The sequence below is a fragment of the Ligilactobacillus faecis genome (assembly GCF_029889745.1).
Classification (GTDB): Bacteria; Bacillota; Bacilli; order Lactobacillales; family Lactobacillaceae; genus Ligilactobacillus; species Ligilactobacillus faecis.
This window is the reverse complement of sequence record NZ_CP123639.1, coordinates 154,024-170,102: the sequence shown is the minus strand read 5'-3', so window position 1 is coordinate 170,102 and position 16,079 is coordinate 154,024. Positions and strand designations below refer to the sequence as shown.

The following is a 16,079-nucleotide window of genomic DNA, read 5'->3' as shown; positions in this document are numbered from 1 at the left end:
GAGGATACGAGAAATGAAACAAGAAAAGATCATAACATCAAATAACGTTCATTTATATTATGGTGAAAAGGAAGCTTTGAAAGGGATCACGCTTGATTTTCCTAAAAGTGGGATCCATGCTTTGATCGGACCGTCTGGTTGTGGTAAGTCAACATACTTGCGGTGTTTGAATCGCATGAATGATCTGATCGAAAATGTCAAGATCACAGGTGAGATCAAACTTGACGGCAAAGATATTTACAGCCCGAAAACAGATACGGTAGAATTAAGGAAAAAGGTCGGAATGGTCTTTCAGCAACCTAATCCATTTCCGTTTTCGATCTATGAAAATGTCGTCTATGGATTGAGGATCGCTGGGATCAAAGACAAGCAGCTCTTAGATGAGCGCGTTGAAACGAGCTTAAAACAAGCGGCTGTTTGGGATGATGTCAAAGATGATCTGCATAAAAGTGCTTTAGAGCTTTCCGGGGGACAACAACAACGGGTCTGCATCGCACGGGTCTTGGCCGTCAAACCAGAAGTGATCTTGTTAGATGAACCGACTAGCGCACTAGATCCCGTTTCAAGTAGTAAGATCGAAGAGATGTTGTTGACTTTAAAAGATGAATATACATGTATTATGGTAACGCATAATATGCAACAAGCATCGCGGATCTCAGATACGACATCATTTTTCTTGAATGGGGAATTAATAGAAACAGGCACGACCAAAAAGATCTTTGTGACACCTAAAAAACAGGAGACCGAAGACTATTTGAGCGGCCGATTTGGATAATTAGGGAGGAAAAATTATATGCAACGTCATATCGATACACAACTAGACGCTTTACATCAAGAATTTGTAACTATGGGTCTAGAAGTAAAAGCTTCACTTGAAAAAGCGATCATGTCTTTAAAAAATGATGACAAAAAGGCAGCTAAAGAAGTGATCGAGCACGATGAAGTGATCAATAACCATGAAACGCATCTAGAAAAAAAGACGACCCAATTGATCGCATTACACAGTCCGGTAGCTAGTGATCTGCGTGGGATCATTGCTCTTTTGAAAGCTAGTTCAGACCTAGAGCGTTTAGCCGATCACGCTGTAAGTATTGCTAAAAATGTGCTTTCACTCAAAGAAGAAAAGCACGACGAAGAGCTCGATGCTTTGATCGTTTCGATGGGTGATAACGTGCTTGCCATGTTAAGTGAGATCTTACAAGCTTATTCTGAGATGGACGATGATCTAGCCGTTAAAGTCGCTGCATGTGACGCTGAAAGTGATAAGATCTATTTACAGATCAGAAAAAGAGCTTTGATCTTGATCAAGGAAGGTCCAAATTTTACTGCTGAAGGGATCGATTACTTACAGATCGCTAATCATTTAGAACGTTCAGGCGATTATATCACAAATATCGCTGAATGGATCGTTTATACGAAAAAAGGTAAGATCACAGAACTTGGTCGTAATGATCTGTAAGTAAAGTCGGCGAATTTTAATTAAAATCTTGGGAAAATGGTACGTTTTATCAAGTAAATATGATAGAATGTAGATGTACTCAGAGTTGAGTAATTTTACTGTAAAATCTTTAGGAGGCTGTTTTATGTCATTCGTAAACGGTAGTGAAATTTTTTCTGCAGCTCGCAAGGGCCATTATGCAGTAGGTGCTTTTAACACAAATAACTTGGAATGGACACGTGCTATTCTTAAAGGTGCCCAAGAAAAGAACGTACCTGTATTGATCCAAGTATCAATGGGTGCTGCTAAATACATGGGTGGTTACAAGTTAGTTCGTGACTTAGTTGCTAGCGAAATGGAAGCAATGAACATCACTGTTCCAGTTGTTATGCACTTAGACCATGGTAACTACGAAGCAGCTAAGGAATGTATCGAAGCAGGCTTCTCATCAGTTATGTTCGACGGACATGACTTACCATTTGAAGAAAACTTGGCTAAAACAAAAGAAATCGTTGAATTAGCACATGCTAAAGGCATTTCTGTTGAAGCTGAAGTTGGTTCAATCGGTGGTGAAGAAGACGGTGTTGTTGGTGCCGGTGAATTAGCAGACGTTGAAGAAGCAAAACAGATCGCTGCACTTGGTGTTGACTACTTAGCATGTGGTATCGGTAATATCCACGGCCAATACCCAGCAAACTGGAAAGGTCTTAACTTTGACCGTTTGAAGGAATTAGCAGATGCTATGCCAGATATGCCATTAGTATTGCACGGTGGTTCTGGTATTCCTCAAGATCAAGTTGTTAAAGCTATCTCAATGGGTGTTTCCAAGCTTAACATCAACACAGAATGCCAAATCGCATTTGCTGAAGCAACACGTAAGTACATTGAAGCAGGTAAGGATCGTGAAGGTAAAGGTTACGACCCACGTAAACTTCTTGCACCTGGTACACAAGCTATTACAGATACAGTTGAAGAAATCATCGACTGGATCGGTACACCAGCTGTTGACTAATCAATAGATCAGCCAAAAAAAAGATCTAGGAATTTTTTCCTAGATCTTTTTTTGTGTGGTCGTTTTGGCAGAGATAGCAGGGGCTTTTTTGATCAGTTGTTCACCGATCATTTTATAGATCATAGCTTTGATCACGATATGCTTTGTGATCGTTGTCTGTGAAAGCGTCGTTAGATCAGTGGCAAAATTTACTTGGCAACTATTTTTCAAAGAGTCATTGAAGATCGTTGCAAAACTGTTATAAGACTCTTTGATCGAAAATTCATGTAAGAGTTCATCAAGATAGTTGGCGATCACATCGAGAGGATAGATCGCTTTTAGTAAGCTGATCGCGATCAATTCGGCTAAATGTGTATTAGTATATTTTTTCTTTTGGGGGCGGCTCATCAGCCCTTTTTTGACGTAACTGTTGACCATTGAAGGTGTCAAAGGACTTTCGATCAAGCCCTCTAAATAGCGATTACCTAGGCTGACAAGCTGGTCCATATAAAGCTCAAAATCAGGAAAATCATCCCATAGAGGTAATTGCTTATTTGCAAAACTGTCCAACTGTTTTTGGATATTAACTTTTTCCATCCTCAAATTCCTTTGTTAGTTTTTTAATATTATAACATAGATATTTTTTATGATTATTAAGTTTTTTTAGAGCTTTTTATCTAGTTTTAAAGTCTAGTTGTTGTTGACTCGAAAAATATTTGAGAGTAAACTTAAGATAAGAAGTGAGGTGAAGATCTTGAATAAAAAACAACAGATCGTCAACGAAGTTTGGAGTGCGATCACACATGGGATCGGGATCGGTCTTAGTATTTGGCTTTTAGTTCTCTTGATCAGCAAAGGTTTAGCGACTTCAAGCGCCTTGGCGTTTAGTGCTTATGTATTTTACGGTTTGACGTTACTATTTTTATATTTAGCTTCTACGCTTTTTCATTGTTTATATTTTACGAAGGCCCGTAGGTTGTTTCAACTTTTTGATCACATCAGTATTTATCTTTTGATCGCAGGTACATATATGCCTTACTGCATTATTGGGATCAAAGGTACGAAAGGATTACTTATGTGGCTAGTCATTGCATGTCTGATGCTGTTTGGGATCTTATATCATACTTTGGCTAAACCACGATACCAGATCGTTGAGACACTTACTTGCGTTTTGGCAGGCTGGTTATGTGTTTTTACCTTTAAACCTTTAGCTAATGCACTAGGACCAACAGGGCTACTGTTGTTGTTTTTAGGTGGGGTCTCGTTTACTTTAGGAGCTTTGATCTATAGCTTAAAAAGGCGGTATATGCATATTTATTGGCATCTTTTCGTGATCTTAGGTTCAGGTTTGATGTTTTGTTCGATCTATTTTTATCTGAAATAGATTATGTTATTATAAGGTTTTTTTAGAGTTTGGATCGGAAAAATTACTGTTATCATACGATTTATAAAAATATTCTTTTACTTAAAAGTACAGAAAAAATCGTTTTTTACAGTAATTATTTTTAATTTTTTAGGTGTAAGCGTTTGCTATTAATTTTATTTAATGTTAATCTTATTTTAGAGGAAAGTATCTCGGGAAAGGAGAGTGAAGTCGATGCCAACGATCCAGTTGACCGCAAATCAGAGAGATGCATTGCAAAATTTCACTAACGAGTTTGAAACATTAAATGCTTTGGCAGATCGAAATCGGCAAAAGATCATCAATTTGCTGTGTGAAAATCTGGCCGAAGGAATGACTGTGACTGAGATCACACAGATGATGTCGATCACCCAACCAGCAGTTTCGCATCATTTAAAGATCTTACGTCAAGCAAAATTAGTAGCATTTAAAAAAAGAGGTCTCCAAAGTTTTTATTATGTAACTTTGAATAAGCCACTAGAAAAGCTTGAACAAGTGCTCTATCACTTGAGGAAAAATATTGACACGTTCTAGACCGAAGAACACTAAAAAAGAAGATCTGCTCAGCTAAAAGCTAAGTAGATCTTCTTTTTTTAGTCTGCAAAATAAGTTAAGATCTTTTCTTCTGATAAATTTGTTTTATCGCGTGTGTCTAAAACGACTTGACCATCTTTTAAAATGACGACACGATTTCCGTAACGAAGGGCATCAGCGAGTCGATGAGTGATCATCAAACAAGTCAATTTGTTTTCGGTCACGACTTTATCAGTCAGTTCGAGTAATTGCGCACTAGTATTTGGGTCAAGAGCAGCGGTATGTTCATCTAATAATAAGATCTCAGGTTGCGCTAGCGTGGCCATCAAAAAACTAAGGGTTTGCCTTTGCCCACCTGAAAGGTCACCTGTAAAAGTATTGAGGCGTTGCGAAAGACTATTAGGTAACATGGCCGTCAATTTTTCAAAGCGTGGAAGTTGTTCTTTTAAATGACGTGGACGTAAACCTCTTTTTTGTCCCCGCTTATCGGCTAGTAAAAGATTTTCAGCCACGGTCATTCGAGGCGCTGTTCCGAGCTTAGGATCTTGGAAGACTTGTGAGATATAGGTGGCGCGTTTGACTTCTGATAATGGTGTCAGGTCTTTTTGATCGAGTAAGATTTGGCCCGAAGTCGGACGTAATGAACCATTGATCACGTTTAATAAAGTCGATTTTCCAGCGCCATTTGTCCCTAAAAGCGTGATGAAATCCCCATCTTCGATCTTTAACGAAAGATCATTTAAGATCGTTTTTTCTTCGCGTGTTCCGTGATTGACGACAGTCGTGATATTTTTTAGTTCTAATGTACTCATGGCTTAGCGACCCCCTTTTTCAATAATTTAGCAAAGTGGAATTTCTTTTCAAAGAGTGGAAGCATCAAGCATGCCGCTAAGACAAGCGACGAGATCAGTTTGAAATCATTTGTACTAAAGCCAAGTTTCAAGACGATCAAAAGGACAAAACGGTAAAGGATGCTCCCTAAAACAACTGCGATCAAGCGTGCTGTTAGAGGAATATTACTATAAGCAACTTCGCCGATAATGATCGCAGCGAGACCAATGACGATCGTGCCGATCCCCATGTTGACGTCAGCGTAGCCATCGTTTTGTGCGATCAGACCGCCACAAAGACCGATCAGACCGTTTGAAAGCATCAAGCCTAAGATCTCCATATTATCTGTATTGATCCCTAAAGAGCGCGCCATCAATTTGTTATCACCTGTCGCGATAAAAGCTTGGCCCATATCAGTATTTAAAAAGAGTGCTAATAAGATGATCAAGGCACAGGCTAAAAACATCCCTAACAAGACAGAGGGAAAGCTATTTGGTAAAGTTCGCATAAAAGGTGTATTCAAAAGTGTCTTTTCATCTAGAAGACCAACAGTCGCTTTTCCTAAGATATGCAAGTTGATCGAGTAGATCCCAGTCATAACTAAGATCCCAGCAAGCAAGACCGGGATCTTGCCTTTAGTGTATAACAGACCAGTCGTTAGCCCAGTCAAAAGGCCTGCTCCAAAAGATAAGAGCAAAGCAAGCGTTGGTGAGATCCCGTTTGTGATCGCAGCAACACAAACGCAGGCACCAAAAGGAAATGTCCCTTCAACAGTCATGTCGGGGAATTTCAAGATCCTAAAAGTCAAAAATAATCCGAGGCCTAAAATCCCCCAGATCAGACCTTGTCCGATCGCAGATACGATAAGATTCATTTGATCACCACTCCTTGATGTTGTATTTTATTGATCAATGTGTCAGGGACGTGGATCCCTAACCGTTTAGCTTGTTTAAGATTTAAATATGTGATCCCATTAGTTGGATATTCGATCGGCATTTGAGCTGGATCTTTACCTTTTAAGATCTGAGCAGTCATTTTACCAGTCATTTTTCCAAGTTCGAATTGACTTACACTGACAGTTGCAAGCCCTCCTTGTTTTGTCATATCAGCAGTTGACGGAAAGACTGGGATCTTGTTTTGATCGGCATTTTTTAAGACGGTTTGAAATCCTGAAGCTACAGTATTGTCGTTTGGAATATAGATCGCTTGGACTTCACTCGCCATTGTAGCTGAAACTTGGGCAATATCGTTGGTCGAGGTGATCGTATACTCTTTGAGTGTGATCCCAGCTTGTTTTGCTAGCTCGGTGAATTCTTTGACTTCCGCGGCCGAGGAATCGTCGCTAGAAGTATGTAAGATCCCGACCGTTTGGAGCGTAGGCATCAATTTTTGGATCAATTCCAGTTGCTTTGCGATCGGCTCGCGGTGCATGACGCCTGTGATATTACCACCAGGATGGTCTAGATCTTTGACAAGTCCAGCTCCAACAGGATCACTGATCGCGCCCATCACGATCGGTGTTTTTGAAGTTGTGTTAGCCAATGATTGGGCAGCTGGAGTTGCGATCCCGATCATGACATTAGTATTTTCGTTATAAAAGCGTTGACTCATTGATTTAAGATTGCTTTGATCATTTTGGGCATTTTGAAAATCAACTCTGAGATTTTTACCAACTGTGAACCCTTCGGCTTTTAAGCCGGCGATGATCCCTCTGTGGATCGAATCAAGCGCGGGGTGAGAAGTCAATTGTAAGATCCCAACTAATGGTGTTTGAGTATGCTTGGCTGTTTGGTCACTTTTAAAGAAAGCAAAGATCAAAAAGCCCAATAGTAAAATTATCGTTGTGTAGATCCTTTTCATAGTAAGCTCCTTTTTAGATTATTTTGTGATCGTATCGTGGTGGTAAAGAAAAAGCACTCCCTAAGTTAACAGGGAGTGCTTTTTGATCCCTGCATGGTAATAAAATGATCCATGCAGGTTGATGAAGAAAAGACCAGCACAGATACGATCGAAGACGGTCGCATCTGTTACCAGAAGCAACCTAGTGCTGGCTTTGCCAACGAGTATTCAATTGTTGCAACTTAGCTAAAAGCATGGTCCTCTTCCTTTCTGAATTTGATACCTGAATTTTACTACACTGATAAAATAAATGTCAATCAAAATTTATTATTTTCGACATCTGTAATAAAATCCGCTAAATGTTTATAGTAAACATCTGGATTATCGACCATATGGTGGTGTCCGCCTTCAGGTGTCGTTACTAAACGGGAGTTAGGGAGCAGTTTTTGCATTTTTTCAGCAGTTGCTAGAGGCATTGTTTCGTGCTCTCCAAAGGTGATCAAAGTTGGAACTGTGATCTCTGGTAATTTTTGACGGAAATTCCATTGATCTAACTTACCGGTGATCACAAATTCATTATCACCTTGAAATGTGTTGTAGACTTTAGTACCACCAAGATCTTTTAAGTGATAGAGTTTTGAAGGTTGTTTGCGATCGACGAAATTTTCGTTCATGATCTGCACATAACGTTGATATTTTTCATTAGTATAATCATTGTTTTGTTCACAGTGACGCATAAAAGAAACAGCTTCTGGAGATAACGTCTCTTTTCGAAGTTTGTTGATATGTGTCACATACTCAGCGATATTATCGACCATAGAAGAGATGATCGCACCTTTTAAATGTTGGCCGTATTTATGCGCATACATCTGAACTAAAGCGCCACCCCAACTTTGTCCGATCAAATAGAAATTATCTAAGCCAAGTTTTTGACGGACCTCTTCGACTTCGTCTAAAAAGTAGTCATAGGTCAAATATTTTTGAGCGATCTCTGGGTCGTCGTAATCAGGTTGGTCTGAATAAAGAGAACCTAATTGGTCGTACATATGTACTTGAACATCTAAACCTTGTTTCTTTAATTGAGCAGCAGCGTCTTCCCAATATTCGTGGTTCCCACCAGGACCACCGTGAAGTGCTAAAAGATGGATCGTTCCAGTTCCTTGGGTATTAGTCCAAAGATGGTAACCGTTATCAAGTGTGATGATCGTTGTACCTTGTTTCATAAAATCAAGACCTTTCATTTACATTAATAAGATTATAGCACTTTTTTGGTGCAAAACGCAGGATGTTAAGAGTATTAGCAGATCTTGGTGTGATGCTGAGCCGTAAAAGGTGACATTGAATAATCTAAAAAATGTGTTATAATATAGACACAAACGGGGATGTTTAGGATTCGACAGGTATAGGTCGAGCTTAGACTGCGTTTAGTAGGTTGCGACTACTTTAAAACGCTCAGTTTAAATTATAACTGCAAAAAATAATAACAATTCTTACGCTTTAGCTGCCTAGTCAGCTTTAACGTAGATCCAGCTGGTATCACCCATGTGTCAGTTTTGGGTCCTATTATGAGTGGGTTACGTTTAGTTTAGCCGTCTGATAAACTAAAAAGAGATCTTCAGACTGGCTTAAAGTGTCTGCCCTGAAAGACGGCGAAGCTTTAGGCGAGATCAAAATCGTCTTTCTATGAACGTAGACGTCTGAGTGGCGATATGCTTGGACGCGGGTTCGATCCCCGCCATCTCCATATATGTAAGACTAGTGGTCATTAGTGAGCGCTAGTCTTTTTTTACACAAAAAAGACCGATCGTTAAGATCGGCCTTTTTAGTTATTGTTGCTCATCTTCTAGCGTAGAACTAGTCGTTTGGGGTTGAGTACTTGAGCTTTCTTCATCTGTTTGTGTCTCATCTTTATGCAGTTCAGGTGCATCAGTTTGATATTTATCAACAGTTGAATGCCCGTTATTTTTAGACCAGAGACTAGTCGAGCGCTCTTTTAATTTTTCTTGGATCTTGTCGAGCTTAGCCACTTCATTTTTGTAATTATAATCTCTTGGATCAACTGGTTTGAAATCAGTTGGTACATAGAAGCGTAAGAGATTTTTGTTGTTCAATGCATCGGAAAGAGAAAGCGCATTGCCAACATGTTCTTTTGCTTGTTTGAGTTCAGTCTGTACTTTTTTAGAAGGATGTGTAACAACATTACCAGTACTATTTTCGTAGATCGTATTTCCGATGACCGTATAATTTGGTGTAATGAAATTTTCATTGCGGAAAGCTACAGTCTGATTATGCTGAGGTGAGAATAAGTCAGTCCCAAAGAGCAAGTATTTTTTAGAATCGATCCCTAAAAGATGAAGCAGTGTTGGCATGACATCGATCTCACCACCGTATTGCTCTGAGATCCGTCCGTTTTCTTGTCCCGGGATATGGACCATAAAGGGAACTCGTTGTAATTGAGCATTATCAAAATCGCTCCAAGTTGAAGCTGAACGTCCAAGTAAAGACGCAAGTTTCAAATTACGTGAATTAGAGATCCCATAATGGTCACCATATAAAACGATGACAGAATTATCATAGAGACCTGAAGCTTTCAAGTAGTCGAAAAATTCTTTGACGGCTTGATCAAGATAGTGAGCCGTAACAAAGTAGTTATCGACAGAACTATCACCAGTATTAGCTGTTTCAAAAGACTTATTTTGTTCGTCTAAGACAAAAGGAAAGTGATTTGAGACAGTGATGAACTTAGCGTAAAAAGGTTGTTGAAGTTTTTCTAAGTATTTGACAGAATCATGGAAAAGTAATTTATCCTTTAAACCGTATTCAGTCAAATTAGCTGCATTTTGGTCGTAATAACTAGCATCAAAGAAATATTGATAACCAAAATTTTTATAAACTTTGTCCCGATTCCAAAAAGAACCTGCATTTCCGTGGAAAACAGCTGAAGAATAATTTTGCGATTGGTTCAAGATCGCAGGCATCGCTTCAAATGTATTATCTGTTCCAAGTGTAGAAAAAAGTGAACCTTGTGGGAGACCGTATGTCCCAGTCTCAAGCATCGTTTCGGCATCAGATGTTTTTCCTTGTCCAACTTGGTTAAAGAAGTTAGCAAATGAATATGTTTCTTTCCCATGGTAAAGACTATTTAAAAACGGTGTGACTTCTTGATCATTTAATTTGTAATCGATCAAGAACTGTTGGAAGCTCTCTAAATGGAGCACGATGATGTTTTTATTTTTGGCGATCCCAAACATTTTCGGATCGGGCGCAGCATAATTTTTTTGCGTAAAATCGATGATCTTATTTAGATCAGAGCCAGTTGCTTTGGATCTTGTTTGACTTGTCTTAGCGGTCTTTAAGCCGTCGTAGACAGTAAAAGCATCGATCCCCAAGTATTTGACTAAATAATTACGATCAAAAGTCCGCGTCAAAAGCTGAGGCCGATCGATCTCGCCTAAAGTGACATTCAAAAGTAGAAACATCAATGAAAAAGATGTCATAGCTACGGCTTGCTTTTTTTCGATCGGCTGAGGATCGAGTTTGATCTGTCGTGTCAATAATAGTAGTAAAACTAAGACGACGTCACCAACGATCAAAAAGTCTTGTGGTTTGAGTAGCGAAAATGAACTTCCACTCAAGCCTTGTGAGACAGAAGAATAACCAAAGATCACGTTTGTGGTCATGAAATCAGTAAATTCGCGGTAATAGATCACGCTGATCAGTAGAAAAGCAGTGTTAGCTATATATAGTAGTAACAAGCAAAGATAGGCTGGGATCGTCCGTTTGATGTATAACGCGATGCTAAAGAGTAACATTGTCGTTGCGATCGGATTGATCAATAAGACGAAATATTGGTAGATCCCATGTACGCCTAAATTAAAGTCGATCAAATAAACTAAGATCGTTTTGGCCCAAAACAAAAAAGTAACTAGCGCAAAAAATCCCCAGCGCGTATTTAAAAAATTTCGTAGTTTTGTCCAGTTCACAGTTGCAAACCGTCCTTTCCTAGTGGATTTGCATATCATCTAATTCTAAATCAAAAAAAGGGCAGGCGTCAATTTTTGGTCAGGATTTTAGCAAATAGTTAAAATTGAACTGGATAAATTATGAAAATAAAAATGTAAATACATAATAAGAAAAAACTTAATTTGCTCATAACGCTCTTTTTTGCAAAGAACAAATGTCATTTTTTAAGAGTTTTACGCGTTTTTTTAGAAACGCTCCTTTTGAAAAATATTTTCATGAAGATAAAATAAATATTTTAACATAAAATTTCTCTTGTAATGGCTTGCAAGGAACTGGTAAAATATCTTTTGCATAAGTTTTAGAGAAGAAAATTGATTTACGAAGAGAGGTTTTATTATGTGGATTGCCTTAATCCCTGCGATCGCATGGGGTAGTGTTGGATTGATCAGTGGTAAGCTTGGTGGAAATGCAAACCAACAAACGTTAGGAATGACATGGGGGGCATTGCTCTTTGCCTTAGTAACGACATTAGTTTCCCCGGGAAATTTTTTAGCGCATAATGACATGCGACTTTGGATCGCTGGGATCTTGTCAGGTCTGTTTTGGAGTTTAGGACAAAACCAACAGTTCCATGCGATGAAAGCTGTTGGGATCTCAAAAGCAGTTCCGATCTCGACTGGAGCTCAGTTAGTAACGAATGCTTTAGCTGGTGTGATCTTGTTCCATGAATGGACGACAAGCCATCAATTGACTTTAGGGACACTTGCTTTAGTGATCCTTGTCGTTGGGGCAACGTTAACGGCTTTACGTGACAAGAGTGCTCAAACTGGTGGTCAAAGCGAAAATTGGGCTAAAGGGACAACGGCTTTAGTTTTATCGACAGCTGGTTATCTTGGTTATACAGTTGTAGTCAACTTCTTAAAGGTTGATGCACAAGCGATGGTTTTACCGCAAGCGATCGGGATGGTCGCTGGAGCTTCAGTTTTTGCGCTTGGAAAAGATGCATTTAAAAAAGAAAGTTTCAAAAACATTGTTACTGGTTTAGTTTGGGGGACAGGTAATTTATGCATGTTCCAAGCTACAGCGATGATCGGTCTAGCAGTTAGCTTTTCACTGTCTCAAACAGGGATCGTTATTTCGACCTTTGGTTCGATCCTCTTATTGGGAGAACATAAAACAAAACGTGAAATGGTCTATGTCACGCTTGGCTCATTGATGGTCATCATCGGTGGTGTGATGTTAGGGCTTTTAAAATAAAAAAGAAGAGACTATCACTGAGATGGTCTTTTTTTATAATAGGTTTTAAGGATTTTTAAGTAAAAATCTTAATTTATCTAGTGTTTATACTTTAAAAATCTGTATTATATAGTATAATTAAAGCCGAAGAAGTATATCTTTTATAAAGGAGAGGTAGTTAGATGGCACATATTAAATTTGATAGTTCCAATTTGACAAAATTCGTTCATGAAAATGAATTAAATGAAATGCAAGCAATGGTCAATGCTGCTGACGAACAATTACGCCAAGGTACTGGTGCAGGGGCAGATTTTCGTGGCTGGTTAGATCTTCCAGTTGATTATGACAAAGAAGAATTTGCTCGGATCAAAGAAGCAGCTGAAAAGATCAAAGCTGATTCAGATGTTTTAGTTGTGATCGGGATCGGGGGCTCTTACTTAGGCGCTCGGGCAGCGATCGACTTTTTGAACAACACATTCTTCAACTTACTTTCAAAAGAAGAGCGTAAAGCACCACAGATCTTCTTTGCAGGTAACTCGATCTCAGGTTCTTATGTACATGATCTAGTTGAACTCATCGGAGATAAAGATTTCTCTGTCAACGTGATCTCTAAGTCAGGTACAACAACAGAACCATCGATCGCTTTCCGTGTCTTCAAAGAAAAATTGATCGAAAAATATGGTGAAGAAGGCGCTAAAAAGCGGATCTACGCTACAACAGACCGTGCTCGGGGCGCTTTGAAGACTGAAGCTGATGCTGAAGGTTACGAAACATTCGTGATCCCTGATGATGTCGGTGGTCGTTTCTCAGTCTTGACACCAGTTGGTCTTTTACCGATCGCTGTTTCTGGCGCAGATATCGATGCTTTGATGCAAGGTGCTGCTGATGCTCGCAGCGATTACAGTGATAAAGATCTAGCTAAAAACGAAGCTTACCAATACGCTGCTTTACGTAACATTTTATACCGTAAAGGATATACGACAGAGATCTTGGAAAACTACGAACCAACCTTGCAATACTTTGCAGAATGGTGGAAACAATTGATGGGTGAATCTGAAGGTAAAGATCAAAAAGGTATCTATCCTTCATCAGCTAACTTTACTACAGATCTGCACTCTTTAGGTCAATATATCCAAGAAGGACGTCGCAACTTGATGGAAACTGTGATCCATGTTGCTAAACCAACACATGATACAGTCATTCCAAAAGAAGACGAAAACTTAGATGGACTTGCTTACTTAGAAGGTAAGACAATGAACTATGTCAACGACCGTGCCATGGAAGGTGTCGTTTTAGCTCACACAGACGGTGATGTGCCTAACATGATCGTGACGATCCCAGATCAAAGTGCCTATACATTAGGCTACATGATCTACTTCTTTGAGATCGCAGTCGGCATTTCAGGTTACTTGAATGGGATCAACCCATTCAACCAACCTGGGGTCGAAGCATACAAGAAGAATATGTTTGCTTTACTTGGACGTCCAGGTTTTGAAGAATTGACAAAAGAACTTAATGCACGTTTAAATAAATAAGCAAAAAAATAGTGCTGTTCCGTAGGGAGCAGCGCTATTTTTTTAGGCTAAATTAGAAAGTAAAATGACTAAAGCGGCTGGAAGATTATTTAAAAAGTGGATCGTGATCGGAACTAAAAGATTGTCAGATTTTTTGTAGTAATAAGCCAAGATCCAGCCAAATGACATATATAAGAGAAGTACAGTTAGGTCATCCCCACTATGGAAATGGATCGCTCCGAAACAAGCACCGCTAAAGAAGATCGCTAAAAAACGACTATTAGGAAAGAAATACTGCATAAAGAGTCCGCGGAAAAGAAGTTCTTCACAAAGTGGAGCCATAAAGATAGTCATAAGCGTCATCATCAACATAGCTGAGGTCGAGAGCGAAAACATCTGTCTTAAAGCAGCGTCATTTTGAGTTGTTTGAATATTACTGATAAAGCCATATAAGATCTTGATGAATAAAAAAGCAATAAAACCGACGATCACATCATTGGTCATTTTACCTTTGATCGGTGCTAATTTGCGGGGCTTGAATTGTTTGAAAAGACAAAAAACGGCTAAAACATAAGCTAAACTAAAGAAAAGCCAAGCTACAGCTATTTTAGTCAGCGGAGAATAGTTTTTGGGAAACCAACTAGGTAAGAGAAGCGCAAATTGTGGCAAGATGATCAAACCAAATAAAAGACCAAACTTAAGTAAGCGCCAGAGATAAAGGCCAATTGTCGTTAATTTATTTTGAGACATAAAGAGCATCCTTTCAGTTGATTGAAGGTAAAATAAAAAGGCTAACGATCAGATCGCGCCTTTTCATTTTAGCATATTATAAACCAAAAATTGCTTTGTAAAGCAAAGTTGCACAAGCACCAGCTAAAAATGGAGCTAAGACAGGGATCCAAGCATAATCCCATTGGGAGGAGCCTTTGTGCTTAAGTGGTAATAAAGCATGAACTAGACGTGGACCAAAGTCACGTGCTGGGTTCAAAGCTGGACCAGTCGGCCCCCCAAAAGATGTAACGATAACCATAACGAGCAACCCGATCCCGATAAAACCAGCACCTTGGTTACCATGCGCAAAGATCGGCGAATGTGTGATCGCTAAAGCACTGAAGACTAAAGTAAATGTTCCGAAAAATTCATTGACGAAACCGTTAAAACGACTCTTTGTTGCGTCGATCGTTGAGAATGTAGCTAAGATCGCCTCTGGATCTTTAGTCAGATCATAGTGTGGTTTAAAGCACGCGATAACGATCAATTGACCAACGATCGCCCCAAGTAATTGAACACTTATGTACGGTAAAACTTGTGACCATGGGAAGTCCCCAGCAATTGCTAAGCCAAGCGTAAATGCTGGGTTGATATGGTTACCAGAGACACTACCAAACATCAAAGCAGGGATCATAACAGCAAAACCATATCCGATCGAGATGATGATCCAACCACTGTGGTGGCCTTTAGTACCTTTCAATTCAACGTTTGCGACCGAACCGTTACCAAGAACGATCATTAACGCAGTTCCAAAAAATTCGGCTGCGAGCTTAGTAAGTAATGGAAATTCCATAGCTTCCTCCTAGTAAAAAATAAACAATGAAATATAAATACTCATATAACTATAATCATTGCTCTAGTGCGTGTCAATAGGCATGTAGAATATTTTTTTTGCAAAATAAACGATATTTTTTAGATATTCTTTAATGTAATTAGTTTTTTCTAATCGAAGATCTAGTTGTAATTTTTATAAAAACGCATACAATAAGGGTAGTTATCGATTTTTGATAAGAAAAATAAGCAAAGATAAAAACTGAGAAGGGAATGATAGTTGATCTTATGCTTTCAAAACCAGTTGAAGAAATGTTAAATAAACGCCGAGATAAGTTTTTGATCCCTGCTGAGATCGTAGCTAATGTACAAGAAACGAATAATCTTGATCACGCCTTTCTAGTTTTAACAAAAGTCAAGTATGCTAAGATCCCCGTGCTAGATAGTGACCAACATTTTAAAGGACTTTTATCGCTTGCGATGATCACAGATACGATGTTAGGGCTGACAGGGATCGATCCTAGTAAACTCAGCCGTTACCAAGTCAAAGATGTTATGCAAGTTGATGTTCCAACTGTTACTCTACCATATAATATGGAAGAGATCTTACATCTGCTAGTAGACCAACCTTTTTTGGCAGTGACTGATAATGATGGGATCTTTACTGGGATCATAACGAGACGTGAAGTAATGAAAGCTATCAATTATTTGGCACATGATCTTGAAAAAAGTTACTATTTACTGCCATTAGAAAAATCAACTAATTAAAAGAGCTCCGCGATCGCGGAG

At 39.0% G+C, this 16,079-nt stretch carries 16 protein-coding genes and 1 other RNA gene; 9 read left to right on the top strand and 8 right to left on the bottom strand.

What is annotated here, in order from left to right; all coding sequences use genetic code 11:
* Window positions 1–13 precede the first annotated feature (13 nt).
* From pstB to QFX10_RS00875, 3 genes are all read left to right on the top strand, one after another.
* Entirely contained in the window at window positions 14–775 is a 762-nt protein-coding gene (pstB, locus tag QFX10_RS00885; RefSeq protein WP_280606389.1) for a phosphate ABC transporter ATP-binding protein PstB, read from the top strand.
* A gap of 18 nt (window positions 776–793) precedes the next feature.
* Window positions 794–1,459, top strand: a complete 666-nt coding sequence (gene phoU / locus QFX10_RS00880) for a phosphate signaling complex protein PhoU (protein WP_280606388.1) — start codon at window positions 794–796, stop codon at window positions 1,457–1,459.
* Window positions 1,460–1,583: 124 nt separating this feature from the next.
* The gene (locus QFX10_RS00875) at window positions 1,584–2,450 is read left to right on the top strand and encodes a class II fructose-bisphosphate aldolase (RefSeq protein WP_280606387.1); all 867 of its coding nucleotides are present in this window, start codon (window positions 1,584–1,586) and stop codon (window positions 2,448–2,450) included.
* Between the two features lie 39 nt (window positions 2,451–2,489).
* Here the strand turns inward: QFX10_RS00875 and QFX10_RS00870 are convergent, their stop codons facing one another.
* Window positions 2,490–3,026 (bottom strand): DUF1836 domain-containing protein, encoded by a 537-nt coding sequence (locus QFX10_RS00870; RefSeq protein ID WP_280606386.1) that lies wholly within the window; start codon window positions 3,024–3,026, stop codon window positions 2,490–2,492.
* Window positions 3,027–3,183: 157 nt separating this feature from the next.
* On the opposite strand from QFX10_RS00870, the gene trhA reads away from it, so the two are divergent.
* Together trhA and QFX10_RS00860 are read left to right on the top strand one after the other, a co-directional pair.
* Window positions 3,184–3,813, top strand: coding sequence for a PAQR family membrane homeostasis protein TrhA (trhA, locus tag QFX10_RS00865; RefSeq protein ID WP_280606385.1), 630 nt, complete (start codon window positions 3,184–3,186; stop codon window positions 3,811–3,813).
* Window positions 3,814–4,026: 213 nt separating this feature from the next.
* The gene (locus QFX10_RS00860; protein ID WP_280606384.1) at window positions 4,027–4,365 is read left to right on the top strand and encodes an ArsR/SmtB family transcription factor; all 339 of its coding nucleotides are present in this window, start codon (window positions 4,027–4,029) and stop codon (window positions 4,363–4,365) included.
* Between the two features lie 59 nt (window positions 4,366–4,424).
* On the opposite strand, the gene QFX10_RS00855 is transcribed toward QFX10_RS00860, so the two are convergent.
* The 4 genes from QFX10_RS00855 to QFX10_RS00840 all read right to left on the bottom strand — a co-directional run bounded on the left by QFX10_RS00855 (window position 4,425) and on the right by QFX10_RS00840 (window position 8,258).
* On the bottom strand, window positions 4,425–5,177 hold the full coding sequence (locus QFX10_RS00855; protein ID WP_280606383.1) for an ABC transporter ATP-binding protein: 753 nt from the start codon (window positions 5,175–5,177) through the stop codon (window positions 4,425–4,427).
* Entirely contained in the window at window positions 5,174–6,070 is an 897-nt protein-coding gene (locus QFX10_RS00850) for an ABC transporter permease (RefSeq protein WP_280606382.1), read from the bottom strand. Before QFX10_RS00850 ends, QFX10_RS00855 begins: the two co-directional genes overlap by 4 nt.
* Window positions 6,067–7,056, bottom strand: a complete 990-nt coding sequence (trpX, locus tag QFX10_RS00845; protein WP_280606381.1) for a tryptophan ABC transporter substrate-binding protein — start codon at window positions 7,054–7,056, stop codon at window positions 6,067–6,069. The genes QFX10_RS00850 and trpX overlap by 4 nt, the downstream gene beginning before the upstream one ends.
* Before the next feature lie 296 nt (window positions 7,057–7,352).
* Window positions 7,353–8,258, bottom strand: a complete 906-nt coding sequence (locus tag QFX10_RS00840; protein WP_280606380.1) for a proline-specific peptidase family protein — start codon at window positions 8,256–8,258, stop codon at window positions 7,353–7,355.
* Window positions 8,259–8,413: 155 nt separating this feature from the next.
* Here QFX10_RS00840 and ssrA point away from each other — a divergent pair.
* Window positions 8,414–8,782: a transfer-messenger RNA gene (ssrA, locus tag QFX10_RS00835) on the top strand.
* Between the two features lie 79 nt (window positions 8,783–8,861).
* Here ssrA and QFX10_RS00830 read toward each other — a convergent pair.
* On the bottom strand, window positions 8,862–11,018 hold the full coding sequence (locus tag QFX10_RS00830; protein ID WP_280606379.1) for an LTA synthase family protein: 2,157 nt from the start codon (window positions 11,016–11,018) through the stop codon (window positions 8,862–8,864).
* A 376-nt stretch (window positions 11,019–11,394) separates the two neighbouring features.
* Between QFX10_RS00830 and QFX10_RS00825 the strand changes: the two genes are divergently transcribed.
* Together QFX10_RS00825 and QFX10_RS00820 are read left to right on the top strand one after the other, a co-directional pair.
* Window positions 11,395–12,255 (top strand): GRP family sugar transporter, encoded by an 861-nt coding sequence (locus QFX10_RS00825; protein WP_280606378.1) that lies wholly within the window; start codon window positions 11,395–11,397, stop codon window positions 12,253–12,255.
* Window positions 12,256–12,416: 161 nt separating this feature from the next.
* Window positions 12,417–13,769 (top strand): glucose-6-phosphate isomerase, encoded by a 1,353-nt coding sequence (locus QFX10_RS00820; protein ID WP_280606377.1) that lies wholly within the window; start codon window positions 12,417–12,419, stop codon window positions 13,767–13,769.
* Between the two features lie 42 nt (window positions 13,770–13,811).
* Here QFX10_RS00820 and QFX10_RS00815 read toward each other — a convergent pair whose 3' ends face one another.
* Window positions 13,812–14,498, bottom strand: coding sequence for a CPBP family intramembrane glutamic endopeptidase (locus QFX10_RS00815; RefSeq protein ID WP_280606376.1), 687 nt, complete (start codon window positions 14,496–14,498; stop codon window positions 13,812–13,814).
* Between the two features lie 76 nt (window positions 14,499–14,574).
* Window positions 14,575–15,312 carry an MIP/aquaporin family protein gene (locus QFX10_RS00810; protein WP_280606375.1) on the bottom strand — a complete coding sequence of 246 codons (738 nt, stop codon included), beginning with the start codon at window positions 15,310–15,312 and terminating at the stop codon, window positions 14,575–14,577.
* A 266-nt stretch (window positions 15,313–15,578) separates the two neighbouring features.
* Between QFX10_RS00810 and cbpB the strand changes: the two genes are divergently transcribed.
* On the top strand, window positions 15,579–16,058 hold the full coding sequence (gene cbpB, locus QFX10_RS00805; RefSeq protein ID WP_280606374.1) for a cyclic-di-AMP-binding protein CbpB: 480 nt from the start codon (window positions 15,579–15,581) through the stop codon (window positions 16,056–16,058).
* The last annotated feature ends 21 nt before the right edge of the window (window positions 16,059–16,079 follow it).